At 73.6% G+C, this 20069-nt stretch carries 21 protein-coding genes and 1 tRNA gene; 15 read left to right on the top strand and 7 right to left on the bottom strand.

The window, feature by feature from the left end; translation table 11 throughout:
- The first annotated feature begins 194 nt into the window (after positions 1-194).
- The 5 genes from OG933_RS08260 to OG933_RS08240 all read left to right on the top strand — a co-directional run bounded on the left by OG933_RS08260 (position 195) and on the right by OG933_RS08240 (position 4748).
- On the top strand, positions 195-2606 hold the full coding sequence (locus OG933_RS08260; RefSeq protein ID WP_405626239.1) for an ATP-binding protein: 2412 nt from the start codon (positions 195-197) through the stop codon (positions 2604-2606).
- Between the two features lie 62 nt (positions 2607-2668).
- Positions 2669-3103: a roadblock/LC7 domain-containing protein gene (locus OG933_RS08255; RefSeq protein ID WP_020129489.1), complete on the top strand. Its 435-nt coding sequence runs from the start codon at positions 2669-2671 to the stop codon at positions 3101-3103.
- A gap of 2 nt (positions 3104-3105) precedes the next feature.
- The gene (locus tag OG933_RS08250) at positions 3106-3477 is read left to right on the top strand and encodes a DUF742 domain-containing protein (RefSeq protein WP_020129490.1); all 372 of its coding nucleotides are present in this window, start codon (positions 3106-3108) and stop codon (positions 3475-3477) included.
- Positions 3455-4114, top strand: a complete 660-nt coding sequence (locus tag OG933_RS08245) for an ATP/GTP-binding protein (protein ID WP_142267124.1) — start codon at positions 3455-3457, stop codon at positions 4112-4114. The genes OG933_RS08250 and OG933_RS08245 overlap by 23 nt, the downstream gene beginning before the upstream one ends.
- A 61-nt stretch (positions 4115-4175) precedes the next feature.
- Positions 4176-4748, top strand: a complete 573-nt coding sequence (locus OG933_RS08240; protein ID WP_362518753.1) for a GAF domain-containing protein — start codon at positions 4176-4178, stop codon at positions 4746-4748.
- A 10-nt stretch (positions 4749-4758) separates the two neighbouring features.
- Here OG933_RS08240 and OG933_RS08235 read toward each other — a convergent pair whose 3' ends face one another.
- Positions 4759-5364: a GPP34 family phosphoprotein gene (locus tag OG933_RS08235; RefSeq protein ID WP_362518755.1), complete on the bottom strand. Its 606-nt coding sequence runs from the start codon at positions 5362-5364 to the stop codon at positions 4759-4761.
- Between the two features lie 253 nt (positions 5365-5617).
- Here OG933_RS08235 and tdh point away from each other — a divergent pair, with 253 nt between their 5' ends.
- The 8 genes from tdh (at position 5618) to OG933_RS08195 (ending at position 11762) form a co-directional block, all read left to right on the top strand.
- The gene (tdh, locus tag OG933_RS08230; RefSeq protein WP_020129494.1) at positions 5618-6646 is read left to right on the top strand and encodes an L-threonine 3-dehydrogenase; all 1029 of its coding nucleotides are present in this window, start codon (positions 5618-5620) and stop codon (positions 6644-6646) included.
- A 78-nt stretch (positions 6647-6724) separates the two neighbouring features.
- On the top strand, positions 6725-7936 hold the full coding sequence (locus OG933_RS08225; RefSeq protein WP_054241334.1) for a glycine C-acetyltransferase: 1212 nt from the start codon (positions 6725-6727) through the stop codon (positions 7934-7936).
- A 222-nt stretch (positions 7937-8158) separates the two neighbouring features.
- A complete protein-coding gene (locus tag OG933_RS08220; protein ID WP_362518761.1) occupies positions 8159-9061 on the top strand; it encodes a LysR family transcriptional regulator in 903 nt (300 codons plus the stop codon).
- A gap of 64 nt (positions 9062-9125) precedes the next feature.
- On the top strand, positions 9126-9722 hold the full coding sequence (locus tag OG933_RS08215; RefSeq protein ID WP_362518764.1) for an XRE family transcriptional regulator: 597 nt from the start codon (positions 9126-9128) through the stop codon (positions 9720-9722).
- Positions 9719-10240, top strand: coding sequence for a GNAT family N-acetyltransferase (locus tag OG933_RS08210; protein WP_405626234.1), 522 nt, complete (start codon positions 9719-9721; stop codon positions 10238-10240). Before OG933_RS08215 ends, OG933_RS08210 begins: the two co-directional genes overlap by 4 nt.
- A 30-nt stretch (positions 10241-10270) precedes the next feature.
- Positions 10271-10630 carry an MmcQ/YjbR family DNA-binding protein gene (locus OG933_RS08205; RefSeq protein WP_362518769.1) on the top strand — a complete coding sequence of 120 codons (360 nt, stop codon included), beginning with the start codon at positions 10271-10273 and terminating at the stop codon, positions 10628-10630.
- 108 nt (positions 10631-10738) lie between these two features.
- Positions 10739-10815, top strand: a tRNA-Pro gene (locus tag OG933_RS08200).
- A gap of 209 nt (positions 10816-11024) precedes the next feature.
- Positions 11025-11762 (top strand): sigma-70 family RNA polymerase sigma factor, encoded by a 738-nt coding sequence (locus OG933_RS08195; RefSeq protein WP_405626231.1) that lies wholly within the window; start codon positions 11025-11027, stop codon positions 11760-11762.
- On the opposite strand, the gene murJ is transcribed toward OG933_RS08195, so the two are convergent.
- The 6 genes from murJ to OG933_RS08165 form a co-directional block, all read right to left on the bottom strand.
- Positions 11686-13326 carry a murein biosynthesis integral membrane protein MurJ gene (murJ, locus tag OG933_RS08190; protein ID WP_405626229.1) on the bottom strand — a complete coding sequence of 547 codons (1641 nt, stop codon included), beginning with the start codon at positions 13324-13326 and terminating at the stop codon, positions 11686-11688. The two genes, OG933_RS08195 and murJ, sit on opposite strands and share 77 nt — an antisense overlap.
- A gap of 74 nt (positions 13327-13400) precedes the next feature.
- Positions 13401-13826 (bottom strand): (2Fe-2S) ferredoxin domain-containing protein, encoded by a 426-nt coding sequence (locus OG933_RS08185; RefSeq protein ID WP_362518777.1) that lies wholly within the window; start codon positions 13824-13826, stop codon positions 13401-13403.
- 2 nt (positions 13827-13828) lie between these two features.
- Positions 13829-14368, bottom strand: coding sequence for an NUDIX hydrolase family protein (locus tag OG933_RS08180; protein WP_107095599.1), 540 nt, complete (start codon positions 14366-14368; stop codon positions 13829-13831).
- Between the two features lie 15 nt (positions 14369-14383).
- On the bottom strand, positions 14384-15529 hold the full coding sequence (locus tag OG933_RS08175) for an amidohydrolase family protein (protein WP_362518780.1): 1146 nt from the start codon (positions 15527-15529) through the stop codon (positions 14384-14386).
- Position 15530: 1 nt separating this feature from the next.
- Positions 15531-16934, bottom strand: a complete 1404-nt coding sequence (locus OG933_RS08170; RefSeq protein WP_362518782.1) for a glutamine synthetase family protein — start codon at positions 16932-16934, stop codon at positions 15531-15533.
- Between the two features lie 43 nt (positions 16935-16977).
- Complete coding sequence (locus tag OG933_RS08165) at positions 16978-17769, bottom strand: SAM-dependent methyltransferase (protein WP_362518785.1); 792 nt, start codon at positions 17767-17769, stop codon at positions 16978-16980.
- Positions 17770-17890: 121 nt separating this feature from the next.
- Between OG933_RS08165 and OG933_RS08160 the strand changes: the two genes are divergently transcribed.
- Both OG933_RS08160 and OG933_RS08155 read left to right on the top strand, forming a co-directional pair.
- Positions 17891-18745, top strand: coding sequence for a Cof-type HAD-IIB family hydrolase (locus OG933_RS08160; protein ID WP_405626226.1), 855 nt, complete (start codon positions 17891-17893; stop codon positions 18743-18745).
- A 62-nt stretch (positions 18746-18807) separates the two neighbouring features.
- Positions 18808-20055 (top strand): amidohydrolase, encoded by a 1248-nt coding sequence (locus tag OG933_RS08155; protein ID WP_362518790.1) that lies wholly within the window; start codon positions 18808-18810, stop codon positions 20053-20055.
- Positions 20056-20069 lie beyond the last annotated feature (14 nt).

Raw genomic sequence — 20069 nt, 5'->3', positions numbered from 1 at the left:
GGGTGGCGCGCCCTTATCGGTCTGTCGTGCGAAGCCTCATACCAGAGCGGGACGCTCGCTGGGTGACTTTGTCAACTGCCCACCGCACCTGACACGTTGCCGACTACTGTGAGTGGCCGTCGGGCGACGCCGGGCCGAATTCTTCGGCTCTCCCGACCGACAGCCAGGCTCGACGGACCAGTACGAGGACACCGATGTCTCACCTCCGCGCACCCGCCACACGCGCCGACCGCCGTGAGGGCGGACGGCACGGGCGGCCGGTCGCCCGCCCCGCACCGGCGTCGGCCGAGACACACATACGGCCCCAGCTGCTGCGGCTCGCCGTGCTCCCGCCCACCGCGGTCGCCCTCAGCGCCTGCGCGGTCGTCCTGTTCACCGTGCGCTCCACCCACGTCCGGCCCGGCGTGACCCTGTGGGCGGTCCTCGCCGGTGCCGTCGCGGTGACCGGCGTCGGCATCGTCATCGCCGCCGTGGCCGCGGACCGCGCCGCCCGCTCGGTCAGCGACCGTGTCGCGGCGCTGCGCCGCGGCAGCGCGCGCGGCGAGGCCGAGCTGCGTGCCGTCATCGAGGCGCTGCGCCGCGGGGAGGTCCCGCCCCGGCGCACGTCGCGCGGCGGACCGCCCGGCGACGCCGACGACTTCGAGCTGCTCGCCGCCGACCTGGCCCGGGCCCACGAAGGGGCCGTCACCGCCGTCGTACAGGCCGCGCAGCTGTCCAGCCAGGCCGGCAGCGAACAGAAGCTGGAGGTCTTCGTCAATCTGGCGCGGCGCCTTCAGTCCCTGGTGCACCGCGAGATCTCGATCCTCGACGAGCTGGAGAACGCGATCGAGGACCCCGATCTCCTCAAGGGCCTCTTCCACGTCGACCACCTCGCCACCCGCATCCGTCGGCACGCCGAGAACCTCGCCGTCCTCGGCGGGGCCGTCTCCCGGCGGCAGTGGAGCAACCCGGTCTCCATGACCGAGGTGCTGCGCTCCGCCATCGCCGAGGTCGAGCAGTACGCACGGGTCAAACTCGTCCCGCCCATCGACGGCGAACTGCGCGGCCACGCCGTCGCCGACGTCATCCACCTGCTCGCCGAACTCGTCGAGAACGCCACGGTGTTCTCCGCCCCGCACACCCAGGTGCTGCTGCGCGCGAACCTCGTCACCTCCGGACTCGCCGTCGAGGTCGAGGACCGCGGGCTCGGTATGCCCGTCGAGGAGCAGAGCAGGATGAACGCCCTGCTCGCCGACCCCGACCAGGTCAACGTCGGCCGTCTGCTCGCCGACGGCCGCATCGGCCTGTTCGTCGTCTCCCAGCTCGCCCGGCGGCACGGCATCCGGGTCCGTCTCCAGAGCAACATCTACGGCGGCGTCCAGGCCGTCCTCGTCGTGCCGCAGGCGCTGCTGGGCTCCGCGCCGGGCGTCCCCGGGGCGGTACCGCGCGGACCGGACACCGACGGCGGCGGCCTGCCCCTCGTGCCCGCCGCACCCCCCGCCGTGGCCGAACCGGTACGGCCGCCCCTGCCGCCCGCCCCGCAGTCCCGCGCCGCCGGGACCCCCGATCCCGGACAGCCGCGCGGCCCGCGGCACACCGCGGACGTGGACCGTCCGACGGGCTTCGCGCATCCGCAGGACGCGCCGGGCCCGGGCGGGTCCTCGGTGCCGTCCCCGGGACGGGACACCGACGGCGCCGGGCGGTCGTTCGGCCCGGCGCGGGCGCAGGGCGGAGGCACGCGCCCCGGCACCTCGGCCGGCTCGCCGGAGGCGTGGAACGCCCCGGGCACGGCGCAGAACCCGACCCCGGCTCCCGCCCCGACCCCAGCCCCGTCCCCGACACGGGACACGCCCGGGTCCGGGGTGCCCGTGGTCGCCCCGCCCCCGCAGGGTCACCCGAGCGGCTCCGGCCCGGACCGTGCCGCCGCGCCGCCCCCGCACCCCGCCCCCGCCGAGCCGATGCCGCAGCGGCCGGGCGCACCCGCGCCGCTGCCCGTCCGGGGTGCCCGAGCGGCACGGCCCAACCCGGCCGAGGCCGTGCCCGGCATCCGGCGCGGCGACCGGCCCGTCGTCGAGGAGCACGCCGGCATCGCGCCCACCCCGCGCGTCGGCGCGGTGCGCGGCACCATGGGCAAGCCCCAACTGCCCCGCCGCCGCGCCCAGGAGCACATCGTGCCCCAGCTGCGCGGCGGCCCGGCCCCGCGCCAGGACTTCGAGCCCGCCGGCCACGACCCCGGCCTGATGGCGGCCTTCCAGCGCGGCATCGGCCTGGCCGAGGCTCAGCAGAGCCTGGAGGCGGACGTCCCGGACCCGGCACCGCTGCGCCCGCCGGCCCCTCTCGAAGTCCTGCTCGACCCGGCCGCCCACCCGGCGTCGGACCACGGCCGGCGGCCCGGAAGCCACGGTGCCGTGGGCGACGCCGCCCCGGTCGGGGGCGCGGAACAGGCCCGGCCGGTACCCCTCCCCGTCGAGGCCGACGTACGACCGCCGCACCCGACCCGCATACCGCAGGCGCGCCCCGTGCCCGCCGCCGCGCCCCCCGAGGCGTACGGCGCGGGTGACGGGCCGGACCTGCCTGGTCCCGACCGATCCACCGCACGGCACGACGGGAGCGCACCAGCCGGATGAGCACGGTCACCCCCACCCCCAGCGCTCCCGCAGACCTTCGTACCCCAAGGAGTCGATCCACCATGGCGAGCGATGCGCCGACCGGCCAGGTATCCGATCTCGACTGGCTGATGAGTGGCCTCGTGCAGCGCGTACCGCACACCACGAGCGCGGTGCTGCTCTCCTGCGACGGACTGGTGAAGTCGGTCCACGGCCTCGACCCGGACAGCGCCGACCACATGGCCGCCCTGGCCTCCGGCCTGTACTCGCTCGGCCGCAGCGCCGGCGTCCGGTTCGGCGACGGCGGGGACGTGCGGCAGGTCGTCGTCGAACTCGACTCGACGCTGCTGTTCGTCACCACCGCGGGCTCGGGCGCGTGTCTCGCGGTGCTCGCCGGCCGGGAGGCCGACGCGGCGGTGCTCGGTTACGAGATGTCGATGCTCGTCAAGAGCGTCCGGCCGTATCTCATGACCGCGCCCCGGCAGCACGCCGTCGAACCGTCGGTGATGGGGCCTTGAGCGTGGCGGCGGCCGGCGACGGGCCCTGGCTCGACGACGCGGCCGGGCGGCTGGTGCGCCCGTTCACGGTCAGCGGGGGCCGGACCAAGCCCAGCGTCGCCCTCGACCTCATGTCGCAGGTGATGGCCACCGGGGCGACGCCCCTCGGCTACCTCGGTCCCGAACACGCGACCGCGCTCCACCTGACCCGCGCGCCCGTGTCGGTGGCCGAGATCGCGGCCCATCTGAAGCTGCCGGCAGCGGTCACCAAGGTGCTGCTCTCCGATCTCCTCGATTGCGGGGCGCTGACCACCAAGCCCCCCGAGTACCACCACATCCCCACCGACCGGGCCCTTCTGGAGGCAGTGCTCGATGGACTACGACGACAGCTCTGAGTACGACGCGTACGACGAGCACCGCGAGTACGGCGCCCGTGACGGCGGCGGCTCCGACCCCTTTCCCACGGCGCTGAAGATCCTGGTCGCGGGCGGTTTCGGGGTCGGCAAGACGACCTTCGTCGGCGCCGTCAGCGAGATCGCGCCGCTCAGCACCGAGGAACTGCTCACCACGGTCAGTGCCGCCACGGACAACCTCGACGGCATCGAGAACAAGGTCGAGACGACCGTCGCCATGGACTTCGGCCGCATCACCCTCGACCCGAGCCACGTCCTCTACCTGTTCGGCACACCCGGCCAGGAGAGGTTCTGGTTCATGTGGGACGAACTGTCCGAGGGCGCCCTCGGCGCGGTCATCCTCGCCGACACCCGACGCCTCGAGGAGTGCTTCGCGGCCGTCGACTTCTTCGAGGAACGCGGACTCGCCTTCATCATCGCCGTCAACGAGTTCGACGGCTCCCACCGCTACAACCCCGAGGAGGTGCGCGCCGCCATCGACCTCGCCCCGGACGTCCCCGTCGTGCGCTGCGACGCCCGTATCTCCGCGTCCGGGGTCCAGACCCTGCTCACCCTCGTCAAACACCTCATCGCCCACGCACCGGCCGCACCCCAGCCGAGCCGCGGCGCCCACATGTGATCCCCGCACCCGACGCCCCGGAGCCGCATATGACGTACGACAACAGCGACGGAACCCGGCCATGAGCTACGACCCGCCGCGCCCGGCCGGTCGTCTGCTGCTCACCCCGGAGGACAGGGAAGCCCCCGCCCGTGCCCGCAGGCTGCGCAGACTCGGCCTCGGGGCACAGCCGGAGCCCGCCCTGGACGCCTTCGCGGACCGCCTGGCCGAGGTGGCCGGTGCGCCGTACGCCATGGTCAACTTCCTCGACGAGGAACGGCAGTTCTTCGCCGGGCTGCACACCCCGCAAGGCGGCCGGGCCGCGCGCGGCGGCAAACCCGAGGTGGGCCGCCGACTGCCCCGCGACTACGGCTACTGCCCGCACGTCGTCGCGCGGCGCAAGGCGCTGGTGCTCGAGGACGTGGGCGACTACCCGCGCTTCGCGGGCAATCCGGTCGTCGACGAGTACGGCATCCGCTCCTACCTGGGCGCCCCGCTCATCGACACGAGCGGCATGGTGCTGGGCACGGTGTGCGTCGCCGATCTCACGCCCCGGCCCTGGGGGAAGGCCGGCCTGGAGACCATCAAGTCGACGGCCGCCGAACTCGCCGGACACCTTCAGCGGCGGGAGAGCGGCGGGTTCCCGGAGCCGTGAGGTACGCCGGTCAGGGGGCCCGCCAGATGTTGTCGAAGGCCGCGTCCTCGATGGACCGACGCTGTCGTACGGCCTCGAGTTCCGCCACCGCGTCGCCGACCGCTGCCAGGACCGTCACGACCGTGTCGCCGGGGAGGTCCGGGAAGCCTTCGGCGGGCTCCTCGCGCAGACCCACGGCGGCGCCCAGCGCGGCGAGGACCGGCTCGTCCGCCGCCCAGCGCCCGGTGGCGTGGCGACGCGCCGGTGAGTCGAGCGGCTCCGTCCCCGCCGACCGGAACGGGAGCCGGCCGTGGCGCGCCCGGCCGGTCAGCCCGTCCGCCTCGAACCGGGCGGAATAGGCCGCGGCCAGGCCGCTGCCGCGCCGCCACAGCCAGTCCTCGACCGACTCGTACGGCGCCGCCCGTACGAGTGACGCCGCCGCCTCGGCCAGGAGGCGGTCGTCCGGTGCCGGCGCCGTGCCGGGCACGAGGAGGTCGCCGTCGAGGGCCACCGCTCCGGTCCCGACGAGATCGATCACCTCGGCGCCCGCGAGGGCCAGGGACAGTTCGCCCTGCCCGGCGGGGCGTACGGGCGCCACGTCCATCGCGACGAGCAACAGGTCCCGTGCTGTGGTCATCGAGGGCTCCATGTCAGTCGGCCGGCCTGGTGAGGGTTGCGGTCCAGGGTGGCACGCCCCACCGTGGTGTGCGGGAAGCCGGTCCGGGCGAGCGGGGCCACCCGTGTGAAGCGGAGCTGTGGCGGCGCTTAAGAAAAGCTCGATGGACCGGGCCGGTGAAGTGCGGCAGATTGCTGGGCGAATCCACATGTCTTCCCGGATGCGGGGCCCTTCGGGCTGCTCGCGCCCGGGCCCTCACCACAGGAGCCGTAGCGTGAAGGCGCTGGTCAAGGAGAAGGCGGAGCCCGGACTGTGGCTCGCGGACGTCCCCGAGCCGGCCGTCGGGCCCGGCGACGTGCTGATCAGGGTGCTGCGCACCGGTATCTGCGGCACGGATCTGCACATCCGGTCCTGGGACGGCTGGGCGCAGGCGACGATCAGCACCCCGCTCGTGCTCGGGCACGAGTTCGTCGGCGAGGTGGTCGGCACCGGCCGCGATGTCGCCGACATCCAGGTGGGGGACCGGGTCAGCGGCGAGGGGCACCTCGTCTGCGGCAAGTGCCGCAACTGTCTGGCCGGGCGCCGCCATCTGTGCCGGGCGACCGTCGGGCTCGGCGTCGGCCGTGACGGCGCCTTCGCGGAGTACGTCGCCCTGCCCGCGTCCAACGTGTGGGTGCACCGGGTCCCGGTGGACCTCGACGTGGCGGCGATCTTCGACCCGTTCGGCAACGCCGTGCACACCGCGCTGTCCTTCCCGCTCGTCGGCGAGGACGTGCTGATCACCGGCGCCGGACCGATCGGCCTGATGGCCGCCGCGGTCGCCCGGCACGCGGGTGCCCGCAACGTCGTCGTCACCGACGTCAGCGAGGAGCGGCTGGAGCTGGCCCGCAAGATCGGTGCGAGCCTCGCGCTGAACGTGTCGCAGGAGTCCATCGCCGACGGGCAGCGTGAGCTGGGGCTGCGCGAGGGCTTCGACATCGGTCTGGAGATGTCCGGCCGGCCCGCGGCGCTGCGCGACATGATCGCCAACATGACGCACGGCGGCCGGATCGCCATGCTGGGGCTGCCCGCCGAGGAGTTCCCGGTCGACTGGGCCCGGATCGTCACCTCGATGATCACGATCAAGGGCATCTACGGCCGCGAGATGTTCGAGACCTGGTACGCGATGTCGGTGCTGCTGGAGGGCGGCCTCGACCTCGCCCCCGTGATCACCGGCCGGTACGGCTACCGCGACTTCGAGGCGGCCTTCGCCGACGCGGCGAGCGGCCGCGGCGGCAAGGTCATCCTCGACTGGACCGCGTGAGCCACCCGCGCTTCTTGCGTTCCTGCGTTCCTGCGTTTCCCGCGTTCCTGCGTTCCTGCGTTTCTTAGGAGCTTCCCGATGTTCGACTCCGTGCGCGACGACGTGCGCGCCACCCTCGACGAGATCCGCGCCGCCGGTCTGCACAAGCCCGAGCGGGTCATCGGCAGCCCGCAGTCGGCGACGGTCGCCGTCACCGCGGGCGGCCGGCCCGGCGAGGTCCTCAACTTCTGCGCCAACAACTACCTCGGCCTCGCCGACCACCCCGAGGTCGTCGCCGCCGCCCACGCGGCCCTCGACCGCTGGGGCTACGGCATGGCGTCGGTGCGCTTCATCTGCGGTACGCAGGAGGTGCACAAGGAGCTGGAGGCCCGTCTTTCGGCCTTCCTCGGCCAGGAGGACACGATCCTGTACTCCTCCTGCTTCGACGCCAACGGAGGGGTCTTCGAGACACTCCTCGGCCCCGAGGACGCGGTGATCTCCGACGCGCTCAACCACGCCTCGATCATCGACGGCATCCGGCTGTCCAAGGCCCGCCGGTTCCGCTACGCCAACCGTGATCTGGCCGACCTGGAGCGGCAGTTGAAGGACGCCTCCGACGCGCGGCGCCGGCTGGTCGTCACCGACGGCGTCTTCTCCATGGACGGCTATGTGGCTCCCCTCGCCGAGATCTGCGACCTCGCCGAGCGCTACGACGCCATGGTCATGGTCGACGACTCGCACGCGGTCGGCTTCGTCGGCCCCGGCGGTCGTGGCACGCCCGAGCTGCACGGCGTGATGGACCGCGTCGACATCATCACCGGCACCCTCGGCAAGGCGCTGGGCGGCGCGTCCGGCGGATATGTGGCCGCCCGGGCGGAGATCGTCGCGCTGCTGCGCCAGCGCTCCCGCCCCTACCTCTTCTCCAACACCCTCGCCCCGGTCATCGCCGCCGCCTCGCTGAAGGTCCTCGACCTGCTGGAGTCGGCCGACGACCTGCGGGTGCGGCTCGCCGAGAACACCGCGCTGTTCCGCCGCCGGATGACCGACGAGGGCTTCGACATCCTGCCCGGCGACCACGCCATCGCGCCCGTGATGATCGGCGACGCGGCGAAGGCGGGCCGGATGGCCGAACTGCTGCTGGAGCGCGGGGTGTACGTGATCGGCTTCTCCTACCCGGTGGTCCCGCAGGACCGGGCCCGCATCCGGGTCCAGCTGTCCGCCGCGCACTCCACGGACGACGTCAACCGCGCCGTCGACGCCTTCGTCGCGGCGCGGTCGGAACTGGAAGCGTCCGAGCCGCAGGCGGTCTGAACACAGCGGGGCCGGGGCCGACGGCGGTCCCGGCCGGTGGCCGCCCCGGCCGGTGGCCGTCCGGGCTGGAGGCTGTCTGTGCCGGTGACGGTCTCGGACGCCAGCCGTCCGGGTCGGTGGTGGCCCGAGCCGGTGGCTGTCCAACCCTGTGACGGTCTCGGACGCTGGCCGCCGGGCCGGGAGGCGGTCTGAGGGGCTCGGACATATTGCGATAATCGATCCATGATCGAAGCGCGGCGGCTCCACATCCTTCGTGCGGTGGCCGACCACCGCACGGTGACCGCGGCAGCCGCCGCGCTGTATCTCACCCCGTCCGCCGTCTCCCAGCAGCTGGCTGCCCTGGAGCAGGAGACCGGCCACCGGCTGGTCGAGCGGAGTGCCAAGGGCGTACGGCTCACCCCGGCCGGCGAGATCCTGCTCACCCACACCAACGCCGTCCTGGCCCAGCTGGAGCGGGCCGAGGCGGAGCTGGCCGCCTACAGCTCCGGAGCCGCCGGCACGGTCACGGTCGCCGCCTTCGCGACGGGGATCGCCCTGGTCGTGGCGCCCGCGGTGGCCCGGCTGGCCGGCACCGCCCCGGGGATCCGCATCCGCGTCCAGGACGCCGAGGGCGACGCCAGTCTGCCGATGGTGCTCGACCGGCAGGTCGATGTCGCGGTCGCCGTCGAGTACCGCGGGGCACCGGCCGCCGACGATCCGAGACTCGCGCACGTCCCGCTCTACGCCGAGCCCTTCGACGCGGTCGTCCCGGTCAGTCATCGTCTCGCCGACGCCCCCGAGGTTCCGCTCGCCGAACTGGCCAAGGACCCGTGGATCGGCCCCTACCCGGGCAACCCCTGCCATGACGTGGTCGTCCTGGCCTGCGAGAACGCCGGATTCCAGCCTCGTCTGGAGCACTCCTCGGACGACTTCCGCGCGGTCGTCGCCCTGGCCTCGGCCGACGCGGGCGTCGCGCTCGTCCCGCGTTCGGCGCTGCGCGGCATGGACCTCACAGGGGTGGTCGTACGGCCGGTCGACGGCGTGGCGCCGACCCGGCGGGTCTTCGCGGCCGTCCGCCGGGGAGCGGAGGGGCATCCGCTGATCCGGCCGGTGCTGGAGGCGCTGGGCGAGGCCGCACGCGTGTGAGCCCTGTGAGCCCTGTGAGCCTTCCGTAACAGTGACGTCTCATATCAGGGATAGCGTCCCGAATATGAGACATGAGGCAGGCGGAGCGGAGACGGTCGGGGTGCCGGACCCCGTCGATGTGCGGATCGCCGGGCGGCTGGCCGAGTTGCGGGCCGAACGCGGCTGGTCGCTGGGGGAGTTGGCGGAACGCAGCGGGGTGAGCCGGTCCACCCTGTCGCGGGCCGAGCGGGCGGAGACCAGTCCGACCGCCGCGCTGCTGAACCGGCTGTGCCATGTCTACGGGCGGACCATGTCCCGGCTGCTCAGCGAGGTGGAGGCGGAGCCCGCGCCGCTGGTGCGCGCCGACGAGCAGTCCGTCTGGGAGGACCGGGCCTCCGGGTTCGTCCGGCGCTCCGTGTCGCCGCCGCACCCCGCGCTGCGCGGCGAACTGGTCGAGGGCCGGCTCGCCGTGGGCGCAGACATCGCCTACGACCGGCCGCCGGTGGCGGGCCTGGAACAGCACATCTGGGTGCTGGAGGGCGCCCTGGAAGTGACGGCCGAGGACACCGGGCACCAGCTCGGCGCCGGGGACTGCCTGCGCCTGCGGGTGTGGGGCCCGACCCGGTTCCGGTGCACGGGCGACGAGGACGTGCGGTACGTGCTGGCGGTGGTGCTGCCATGACCGTGACCCGGCTCGACGCCCCCAAACTGCGCGCCCGCGCGGCGGAGTTGGCCGACCTGCTGGTCGACGCGGTGGACGACGGCGCCTCGCTCGGCTTCCTCGCCCCGCTCGACCGGACGGCGGCCCTGGACTGGTGGAAGGACCGCGCGGAGGGCGTCGCCGCCGGGCAGCTCGCGGTCTGGGCGGCGCAGGACGGCGACCGTGTCGTCGGCACCGTCGGCCTGGCCTTCCCCGACAAGCCCAACAGCCGCCACCGCGCCGAACTCGTCAAGCTGATGGTCCACCGGGACGCCCGCGGGAGGGGCCTCGGCCGCACCCTGCTGTCCGCCGCCGAGGAGAGCGCCGTCGCGGCCGGTGTCACCCTGCTGCACCTGGACACCGAGACCGACAGCCCCGCCGAGCACCTGTACCGCACCGCCGGGTGGACCAGGGCCGGAGTGATCCCGGACTACGCGGCGAGCCCGGCCGGGGTCCTGCGCCCGACCACCCTGTACTACAAGCACGTCGGCGTCGGGTGACTGTCAGTGGCAGCGGCTACGGTGCGGAGCATGCCGGACGCCGAAGACGTACGCCGTATCGCCCTGTCCCTGCCGGACACCACGGAGAAGATCTCCTGGAACATGCCCACCTTCCGGGTCGCGGGGAAGATGTTCGCCACGCTGCCCGAGGAGGAGACCTCCCTCGCCGTGCGCTGCCCCAAGGAGGAGCGCGACGAACTGGTGCTCGCCGAGCCGGGGAAGTTCTGGATCGCCGACCACGAGGCCCAGTTCGCCTGGGTGCGGGCCCGCCTCGCCGCTCTGGAGGACGAGGGCGAGCTGCGGGACATCCTCGCCGACTCCTGGCGCCAGGCGGCCCCGCCGCGACTGCTCGACGCGTACCCGGAGCTGGGGGCGGCCCCGGGGGACTGACGGTGCCCGGCGGCCGGGGCGCGGGAAACGGGTGCGCGACCATCGACCCGAGTGCGGTATGGTTTCCATGCGTGTTCGGCCAGGGGAAACCCCAGGTCAGGCGGGCAACGGGACGTGGCGCAGCTTGGTAGCGCACTTGACTGGGGGTCAAGGGGTCGCAGGTTCAAATCCTGTCGTCCCGACCAGCTTCATCGCAGGTCGGAAGGTCGTTTCCACGAAAGCGTGGAAGCGGCCTTCGTTGTTTTCCACGCGGTCGGCGCGGACAGACGCGCTGAGACGCGGCGCAACGAGGTGACGTGTCCGCGCCGTCCCGTGCTGTGAGTCGCCCGGACTGGCTGTGGATTCGCCCAACCCCGAGTGACGCCCTGCGGCCCCGCTGCCAGGATGAGGCGCCATGACCGCAGGGCACGGCAAGGCCGACAAGCACCGCAGGCTCCACGACTCCGCCAAGGCCGAGAGGCACCGCACGCCGCACGGCGCGGGACGCGCGAAGCGGGCCGGCAAGGCGGCACCCGCCGACGAGTCGACGACCGCGCTGGCGCTGGCCGCGCGGGGCGGTGACGCGGCGGCCGTCGAGGGCTTCGTGCGCGCCCTGCACCACGACGTCCTGCGGTACGTGGCCCATCTGAGCGCCGACCCGCAGGCGGCGGACGATCTGGCGCAGGACACGTTCCTGCGGGCCCTGAGCGGCCTGCACCGGTTCGAGGGGCGTTCCTCGGCGCGGGCGTGGCTGCTGTCGATCGCGCGCCGGGCGGTGATGGACAGCTTCCGGTCCGCCGCGGCCCGGCCGCGTCTGTCGGACCGGACCGACTGGCAGACGGCCGTCGAACTGGCCCAGCCACGCGGACTGCCCGGCTTCGACGACGGCGTCGTCCTGCGGGATCTGCTGGCCGCGCTGCCGGAGGACCGGCGGGAGGCGTTCGTGCTGACCCAGCTGCTGGGGCTGCCCTACGCGGAGGCGGCCGAGGTGAGCGGCTGCCCGGTCGGTACCGTCCGCTCGCGGGTGGCCCGCGCCCGCGCCACGCTGGCCGGCCTGCTCACCGAAACGGGCGATCCTACGGTCGCCGCAGCCCCCGCAGCTCGTCGACCTTCGTCAGCCGGGCCACACCGAGATAGACCAGGACGAGGGTGAGGGAGCCGGCCGCGAGGGCGGTCGCGGTCGGCACGGTGCCGCCGCCCAGCGCGGCCGCGCACGCGGCGTCGGCCGCCCACCCCGCGACGGCGGCGAGGCCCGCCGCCACCAGCAGCTTGGTGTACGTGCGCCGCAGCGCGCCGTCGTCCAGACGCCCACCGGTCCGGCCGCGCAGCCGGCGCGCGGTGAGGGCCAGCCCCGCCAGACAGGACAGGGTGTACCCCCCGGCCATGCCGGTCACCGCCCAGCGGTCGGGCAGCAGCAGGTGGCAGGCGGTGGCCAGGACGATGTTCACCGCCGCGATCCAGAGCGCCATGAGGAACGGCGTGCGGGTGTCCTCGAAGGCGTAGAAGTCGCGCAGGAGGAGGTACTGCGCGGAGAACGGGATCAGGCCGAGGCCGAACGCCTGGAGCATGTGGCCGAGCGGCTGCGCGGAGGCCGCGTCGGCCGCGCCGTGCGCGAACAGCAGGGTGGCGATCCGCGGACCGAGGGCCAGGAACAGGAACGCGGCCGGGACGACGACGACCCCGCTCACCCGCAGCCCGCGCGACAGATCGGCGCGCACGTCCGCGAGCCGCCCCTGGGCCACGGCGCGGCTCATGCGCGGCAGCAGCGCGGTCACCAGGGAGACGGTGACCACCGACTGCGGCAGCATCCAGATCGTCTGCGCGTAGGTGTACGCCGTGTAGCCCGCGCCGGCGTCCGGCAGCCTCTGGTCGACGGTGTTGGCGTAGTTGGTCACCACGGTCAGCGAGACGAGGTTCGTCAGGACGAGCAGCAGGGTCCACTTGGCGGCGTGCACACCGGAACCCAGGCCGGAGCCGCGCCAGTCGAACCGCGGGCGGAAGCGGAACCCGGCGGCCCGCGCGAACGGGACCAGCGCGAGGGCCTGCACCGCGATGCCGACGGTCGTCCCGACGCCCAGCAGCCGGACCTGGGCGTCGGTGATGTCCGCGACCTCCGTCGGCACGGTCATCAGCCCGAGGTAGGCGCCGAACATGCCCAGCAGCACGACGTTGTTGAGGACCGGCGTCCACATCATCGCGCCGAACCGCTCGCGGGCGTTGAGCACCTGTCCGTATATGTTGAACAGGCCGTAGAAGAAGATCTGCGGGAGCAGGAACCGGGCGAAGACCACGGTGAGCCGGTACGCCTCGTGGTGGTCCGGGGTGTCGCGCATGTACAGCGAGACGATCTGCGGGGCCGCCCACACCGCCAGCGCCGTCCCCACGGCGAGGACCGACACGACCAGGGTGACGAGCCGCTGCTCGTAGGCCCGCCCGCCGTCCGGGTGGGTCGCCCTCGCCCGCACCAGCTGCGGCACCAGCACGGCGTTCAGCGCGCCGCCGATCAGCAGGGTGTAGAGGCTGGTCGGCACGGTGTTCGCGGTGTTGTACGTACTGGCCAGCAGGCCGGTGCCCAGGGCGGCGGCCTGCAGGACCTGGCGGATCAGCCCGGTCGCCCGGGACACGATCGTGCCCAGGGCCATCAGCACCGACGAGCGCGCCGCCCCGCCCTTGCCGACCTCGTGTTCCTCGGACTGCCGCTGTGCTGTCGCCCCCATCGGGACAACCTACGCCAGAAGGCTCCGGGAGCCCCGAACTCCTTGCTCGTAGGGGTGGTTGGTGCGTGAGGGGGTTACCTGCGGCTGCGTACCCGCTCCCCGCGCGGCGGGCTGATGAACTGGAGCTCCAGTGTGAGGGGCGGCGCCGCGATCCCCGGGCCGCCCGCCGCCGCCCAGGTCAGGATCTCGTCCGTGCAGTCGTCGTCCATGGCGAAGCCGACCCAGGTGGCCCGGCCGCCGGCCCGGCGTCCGTCGGCCGAGGGCTGGACGACGATCACGTTGGCCTGGTCGCAGGGGCCCAGGCAGTCGGTCGTGCGGACCTCGAAGGCGCCGGCGGAGTCGGCGGCTGCCGCCCGCAGCCGCTCCAGCTGCCAGGCGTGGTCGTAGCCGGGGTGTTTGCCGGCGTCGCCGCAGCAGCAGCCCCTGCACACCACGAGGGTGCAGGGACGACTGCGGGCGGCGCCCACCAGGGCGCGACGGCCGGCCGGCGCAGGGATCACGCTCAGGAGGCCGAGAGGCCGACGTGGGCCAGGGCCTGCCGCAGCAGGAACCCGTGCCCGCCCGGCATCTCGCTCTGCACCGCGAGCGAGGCGGCCTCCTGCGGGCTGAACCACACCAGGTCCAGCGCGTCCTGGCGGGGACGGCAGTCGCCGGTCACCGGCACGATGTAGGCCAGCGACACCGCGTGCTGACGGGGGTCGTGGTACGGCGTGACGCCCTGCGTGGGGAAGTACTCGGCCACCGTGAACGGCTGGAGCGAGGTCGGTACGCGGGGCAGCGCCACCGGACCGAGGTCCTTCTCCAGATGGCGCAACAGGGCGTCGCGGACGCGCTCGTGGTGCAGGACCCGGCCGGATACCAGGGTGCGGCTGACCGTGCCCTCCGGTCCCATCCGCAGCAGCAGGCCGACGCTGGTGACTTCGCCGCTGTCGTCGACGCGCACGGGCACGGCCTCGACGTAGAGGATCGGCATACGGGCGCGTGCCATCTCGAGCTCGTCGGAGCTCAGCCAACCCGGCGTGGTTTCGGTCAAGTCAGACATTGCTTGATCATACTTTCAGTGTCCGTCGGGAAGCCGGTAGACCCGGCGGGCATTGTCGGCTCCGGCCCAGCGCGCCAGGCGCAGCGCGTCGGGCAGGCCCAGTTCGTCGGCGTCCACCCGGTCCTGGAGCAGATCCCCCAGTCCCCTGCGGAACGCCAGCGCGCCGAGCCCGTAGAACTCCGCCACACCATAGGCGTCCGAGCTGTACAGCAGTTTGCGGAACGGTGTGATCTCCAGCGCCTCCTCCAGGACCGCCCGCGCTCGTGGGGGACCCACATGATGCAGGGTGAGCCCCACATCCAGGTAGACCTGCTCGAACACCGCGGCCAGATAGGCGGCCTGCCGCTGGTAGGGCCAGCAGTGCAGCAGCAGGACCGGGATGGCGCCCGCCGTCAGGTGCAGCCAGTCCGTGAGACGGCTCGGGTCCACCCGGTGCAGCCGGATGTCGTTGTCGCCGAAGCCGGTGTGCAGTTGGAGGGGGAGCCCCAGGTCGACGGCCGTCCACAGCAGGTGCCGGACCAGTACCGGGTCCGCCAGCCGTCCGCCGCCCGCCAGCCAGCGCCGGGCGGCGCGGGTGACCTCGGCGTCCGGGGGCCGGGCCGGGTCGAGGTCGAAGCCGGTCCGGTAGGCGGCCACCGACTTGACCGCCACCACCCCGGGCCGCCGCACCGCGTCCAGGGCGGCCGCCCGGAACGCGTCGGCATACCCGTCGGCCTCGACACCCCGGGTGGCCACGGCCTCCGCCACGGCCTCCAGCCGGACGACCTCGTGGGCGACCGCCGGACCGCCGGCCGCGGCCGCCGCGGCCAGCTCGGCGGGCGTGGTGATGCGGTGCGGGGCGAACCCGGTGTCGACACAGAACACGCCGGTCCGGGCGGCGGCGAGGAACCGCCGGTTCACCTCCCGCGGACCCAGTTCGGCGCGCCGGGCCAGGTAGACGTCGGCCGGGGCGTGCCGCTCCAGGTCGAGCACCGGCGCGCAGTGGCGGCGTACGGCCACCCCGGCGGGTGTGTCGAAGGCCGAGTGGCCGGGCCACCGGTCGCCCTCGGTGAGCAACGCCTCGAAGCCCGGCCGGTCCAGGGGGTCGGTGACGACGCCGTGGCAGTGGTGGTCCACCAGCTCCAGCTCGGCGAGGGCCTCGTGGACCGGTCCGCCGGTCATGTCAGTACTTCCAGCGGTAGGCCGCGGCCACCCGCTCGTCGTCGAGCCCGTCGACGGCGTCGATCTCGCCCTGTCGTACGGCGCTCACCGCGTCGGCGAGGACCGGGCCGAGCGCGGTCCGCAGCACCTCGTCCCGGCGGAACTCGGCGAGCGCCTCGGCGAGCGAGGCCGGCAGCCGGCGCACGCCCCGGGCGGCGGCCTCCCCGGCGTCGAGCCGGGCCGGGTCCCCGTCGCTCTCCTCGGGCAGGACGGCGCCCGACGCGAGCCCGGCCAGCCCGGCGGCGATCAGGCAGCCGAGGGCGAGGTACGGGTTGGCGGCCAGGTCGACCGGCTTGACCTCCAGATTCGCCTGCTCGGCGCGGCGGCCCGCCGTACCGCGCACCAGGCGCAGCGCGCACTCGCGGGTCTCCAGGCCCCAGGCGGTGAACACCCCGGCCCACTGGGACGGTTTGAGGCGCAGATGGCTCGCCGGGCTGGGCGCGGTCACCGCCGTGAGGGCCGGGAGCCGGGCCAGCACCCCGGCCGCGAACGCCTCCGCGTCGGCCGTCATGCCGTGCCGCCGCACTCCGCCCGCGTGCAGGTTCGTGCCGTCCCGCCAGGCGGAGAGATGGACGTGCCCGCCGTTGCCGACGCCCTCCGCCACGACGGCGGGGGAGAAGGACACCCGCAGGCCGTGGCGCCGGGCCAGCGCGCGGATCGTCTGGCGGACGAGGACGCTGCGGTCGGCCGCCGCCACCGGGTCGAGCGCGCCCACCGAGATCTCGAACTGGCCCGGCGCGTACTCCGGATGGATCTGGTCGACGTCCACGCCCTGCGCCGCGCACGCGGCCAGCAGCTCGACGGTGTACTCGCTCAGCTCGACCTGCCGGGTCGCGCCGTACGCCGGTCCCGTGGCCGCCGGGACGAACTCGCCCGCGGGCGCCGAGTCCAGGCCGACCGCCCACTCGATCTCGATGGCCGCCTTGAAGGCGAGACCGTGCTCGCGGGCCGCCTGCGCGACGACGCGGCGCAGAAAGGTGCGGGAGCAGCCGGGGTGCCGTTCCCCGTCCTGGGTGACGCGGTCGACCGGCGCCCAGGCCCAGCCGGGCTGCCCGGCCAGGGCCACGAGCCGGTCGAGGTCCGGGTACAGACGCAGATCGCCGTCCGGGGAGCCGAGCACGTCGGTCGCGACGATGTGGTCGTTCGCCAGGAACGTGTCGAACACCGGCGACATCCCGACGCCCCAGGCCGCCGCCGAGGCCAGCCCGGCCGTGGGGATCGTCTTCACCCGGCCGATCCCCGCCGTGTCGACATAGGCCAGGACGATCCCGTGCACGCCTCTCGCCGAGAGTTCGCCGGCGAGCGCGCCGGCCCGCTCGACCTCTCCGGGACGCCCGCCGGGGACGGGATCGGCAAGGGTGGTCATACGTCCTCCACGGTCGCTGCGTCCGTTGCGTGCCGTACGTCCGTCAGGGTTTCACGGCCACCGCGCCGTACTGCGGCACCACCGCGAGGGAGTCGGCCTCGCCGCGCCAGCGCGAGCAGGACACCAGGCCCGGCTCCAGCAGGTCCAGGCCCTCGAAGAACGCGGCGATCTCCTTGCCGCCGCGCGCGGTGATCGGCGGGGTGGCGTTCTCGTTCCAGAACTTCATCGCCGGGATCTGGCCCTCGCCGCCCACCTCGCTGTCGTGGGTGGGGTGCGTCAGCACCAGGAAACTGCCGGACGGGACGTCGGCCATCACCTTGCGGACGATGTCCCGGGCCGCCTCGAAGTCCAGGACGAAGTTCAGGATGCCCAGCATCATCACCGCGACCGGGCGGCCGAAGTCCAGGGTGCCCGCCGCGCGTTCGAGGATCTGGGCCGGGTCGTGCACATCGGCGTCGATGTAGTCGGTGACGCCCTCGGCGGTGCCCGTCAGCAGCGTACGGGCGTGCGCCAGCACGATCGGGTCGTTGTCGACGTACACGATCCGCGACTCGGGCGCGACGCGCTGGGCGATCTCGTGGGTGTTGTCGGCCGTCGGCAGCCCGGTGCCGATGTCGAGGAACTGCCGCACCCCGCGCTCCTCGGCGAGGAACCGCACCGCCTGCCCCAGGAACCAGCGGTCCGCGCGCGCGATCTCCCGGATGAGCGGGAACATCCCGGCGACATGCTCGCCGACCCGCTGGTCGACCTCGTAGTTGTCCTTGCCGCCGATCCAGTAGTTCCACACCCGCGCGTTGTGCGCGACGCTGGTGTCCAGCCGTGCCGACCCGCTCACCCGAGAGCCCCTTCTCACGTCCTGCCCGTGTCACGGGCCTGCGTCCGCCATTGTGCCGCCGGATGATCACCGTTGTCCCCGGTAGGGTGAAAATCCGGTGATCCCGTACAGGAAGCAGGCCATGCCCTACTCGCACGCCCCCCGCCCGACCGCGTCCGCGTCCCCGGCGGGTCCCGTCGACATCCGGCTGATCGTCACCGACATGGACGGCACGCTGCTCGACGACGACAAGAAGGTGCCCGAGGGCCTGTGGGAGACGCTGGCGCGGCTGCGGGAGCGCGGGGTGCTGTTCACCCCGGCGAGCGGGCGCCAGTACGCCACCCTGGCCGCGGAGTTCGCCGAGGTCGCCGAGGGCATGGTGTTCATAGCGGAGAACGGCACCTATGTGGTGCGCGACGGGGAGGAGCTGAGCTCCGATCCGCTGGCCCCGGGAGTGGTCGCGCGGGTCATGGAGGCCGTGCGCGGGCTCACGTCCGACGGCGTCGACGTGGGCGCCGTGGTCTGCGGGAAGCGGTCCGCCTACGTCGAGCGGGCCGACGAGGCGTTCCTCGCCGAGGTGGGCCGGTACTACGTGCGGCACCGGGTCGTCGAGGACGTCACCGCCGTGGACGACGACATCATCAAGGTCGCGCTCTTCGACTTCGGGTCCGTCGAGAGGACCACCGCACCGGCTCTCGCGCCCTTCGCGCGGACCCACCAGGTCGTCGTCTCCGGCGAGCACTGGGTCGACATCATGAACCGCACCGCCAACAAGGGCGCCGCGCTGCGCGCACTCCAGCGCGAGCTGGGCATCACACCCGCGCAGACCATGGTGTTCGGCGACTATCTCAACGACCTGGAGATGCTGGACGCCGCCGACTGGTCGTTCGCCATGGCCAACGCCCACCCGGAGGTCGTCCGCCGGGCCCGCCACCTCGCGCCCTCCAACAACGACAACGGGGTGCTGCGCATGGTCACCCGCCTGCTGGGCCTCTGACTTTCCGGACGGCAGGCGCCGGAGCGGGCGGACGGTGACCGACGGGTTCTAGGCTGCGCGGTATGACAGAACCGGCCGTCGTTGTCGCCCGTCTGACCCGCGAGATCACCTCGGGACTCGAACCCGGCCGGCTGGCGGGCTTCTACCAGGATCTGCACCGCCATCCCGAGCTGTCCTTCCAGGAACACCGCACCGCCGCGAAGCTGGCCCTGCGGCTGCGCGAGGCCGGGTACGAGGTGACGGAGGGGGTGGCCCGCACCGGTGTCGTCGGGGTGCTCGCGAACGGTGACGGGCCGGTGGTGTGGCTGCGCGGCGACATGGACGCGCTGCCCGTGCGGGAGGCGACCGGGCTGCCGTACGCCTCGACCGTCGACGGTCTGATGCACGCCTGCGGCCACGACCTGCACGTCACCTGGCTGGTGGCCGCCGCCGAGGCGCTCGCCGCCGCCCGCGAGACCTGGTCCGGGACGCTCGTCGTGGTCGGGCAGCCGGCGGAGGAGGCCGGGGGCGGCGCCCGGGCGATGGTCGCCGACGGGATCCACGCCCGCTTCCCGCGCCCGGACGTGCTGTTCGGCCAGCACGTGGCGCCGGGACTCGCCGGGTTCTACCCGCACACCCCCGGCCTGACGTTGTCGGCCTCGGACGACGTCGACGTCGTCGTGCACGGTGTCGGCGGGCACGGTTCGCGGCCCGAGTCGACGGTCGACCCGGTCGTGACGGCGGCGTACATCGTCACCAGGCTCCAGACCGTGGTCGCGCGCGAGGTGGCGGCGAGCGAGTCGGTGGTGCTGACGGTGGGGAGTTTCCACGCCGGTACGAATGCCAACATCATCCCCGCCGAGGCCCGGCTCGCGCTGAACGTGCGCACCCAGGACACCCGGGCGCGCGAGCGGGTCCTCGCCGCGATCCGGCGGGTCGTCGAGGGGGAGTGCGCCGCCGCGGGGTGCCCGGTCCCGCCCGAGTTCACGGTCCACGCCGGCTGCCCGAACACCGTCAACGACGCGGCCCTGGACGGGGAGATCGCCGCCGTGCACCGTGAACTCTTCGGCGAGCACACGGTGTTCGACTTCGGGCAGGCGCTCGGCAGTGAGGACTTCTCCCTGCTCGCCCCGGCGGGCGTGCCCTACGACTACTGGTACGTGAGCTCCACCCCGGCGCCCGTGTGGGAGGCGGCGCCGGGGGAGGAGCTGCGGGAGAAGTTCGCGGGCGTGCCGGGCAACCACAGCCCGTTGTTCGCGCCGGACCTGTCCGTGCTGGTGCCGGGAGCGCGCACGCTGGTGTCGGCGGCGCTCTCCCGGCTCACCGGCTGAGGAGCGGACGGCCC

This window comes from Streptomyces sp. NBC_00016, assembly GCF_045040885.1.
GTDB lineage: Bacteria > Actinomycetota > Actinomycetes > Streptomycetales > Streptomycetaceae > Streptomyces > Streptomyces coriariae.
Note: the sequence above shows the minus strand (reverse complement) of the source record. Positions and strands in the feature narration are given on the sequence as shown.

What these genes read in the sequence shown, in the direction of transcription:
- OG933_RS08260 (WP_405626239.1), top strand. Translation starts at nt 195, where the DNA reads ATGTCTCACCTCCGCGCACCCGCCACACGCGCCGACCGCCGTGAGGGC.
- OG933_RS08255 (WP_020129489.1), top strand. Translation starts at nt 2,669, where the DNA reads ATGGCGAGCGATGCGCCGACCGGCCAGGTATCCGATCTCGACTGGCTG.
- OG933_RS08245 (WP_142267124.1), top strand. Translation starts at nt 3,455, where the DNA reads ATGGACTACGACGACAGCTCTGAGTACGACGCGTACGACGAGCACCGC.
- OG933_RS08240 (WP_362518753.1), top strand. Translation starts at nt 4,176, where the DNA reads ATGAGCTACGACCCGCCGCGCCCGGCCGGTCGTCTGCTGCTCACCCCG.
- OG933_RS08235 (WP_362518755.1), bottom strand. Translation starts at nt 5,364, where the DNA reads ATGACCACAGCACGGGACCTGTTGCTCGTCGCGATGGACGTGGCGCCC.
- OG933_RS08225 (WP_054241334.1), top strand. Translation starts at nt 6,725, where the DNA reads ATGTTCGACTCCGTGCGCGACGACGTGCGCGCCACCCTCGACGAGATC.
- OG933_RS08220 (WP_362518761.1), top strand. Translation starts at nt 8,159, where the DNA reads ATGATCGAAGCGCGGCGGCTCCACATCCTTCGTGCGGTGGCCGACCAC.
- OG933_RS08215 (WP_362518764.1), top strand. Translation starts at nt 9,126, where the DNA reads ATGAGACATGAGGCAGGCGGAGCGGAGACGGTCGGGGTGCCGGACCCC.
- OG933_RS08210 (WP_405626234.1), top strand. Translation starts at nt 9,719, where the DNA reads ATGACCGTGACCCGGCTCGACGCCCCCAAACTGCGCGCCCGCGCGGCG.
- OG933_RS08205 (WP_362518769.1), top strand. Translation starts at nt 10,271, where the DNA reads ATGCCGGACGCCGAAGACGTACGCCGTATCGCCCTGTCCCTGCCGGAC.
- OG933_RS08195 (WP_405626231.1), top strand. Translation starts at nt 11,025, where the DNA reads ATGACCGCAGGGCACGGCAAGGCCGACAAGCACCGCAGGCTCCACGAC.
- murJ (WP_405626229.1), bottom strand. Translation starts at nt 13,326, where the DNA reads ATGGGGGCGACAGCACAGCGGCAGTCCGAGGAACACGAGGTCGGCAAG.
- OG933_RS08180 (WP_107095599.1), bottom strand. Translation starts at nt 14,368, where the DNA reads ATGTCTGACTTGACCGAAACCACGCCGGGTTGGCTGAGCTCCGACGAG.
- OG933_RS08175 (WP_362518780.1), bottom strand. Translation starts at nt 15,529, where the DNA reads ATGACCGGCGGACCGGTCCACGAGGCCCTCGCCGAGCTGGAGCTGGTG.
- OG933_RS08170 (WP_362518782.1), bottom strand. Translation starts at nt 16,934, where the DNA reads ATGACCACCCTTGCCGATCCCGTCCCCGGCGGGCGTCCCGGAGAGGTC.
- OG933_RS08160 (WP_405626226.1), top strand. Translation starts at nt 17,891, where the DNA reads ATGCCCTACTCGCACGCCCCCCGCCCGACCGCGTCCGCGTCCCCGGCG.
- OG933_RS08155 (WP_362518790.1), top strand. Translation starts at nt 18,808, where the DNA reads ATGACAGAACCGGCCGTCGTTGTCGCCCGTCTGACCCGCGAGATCACC.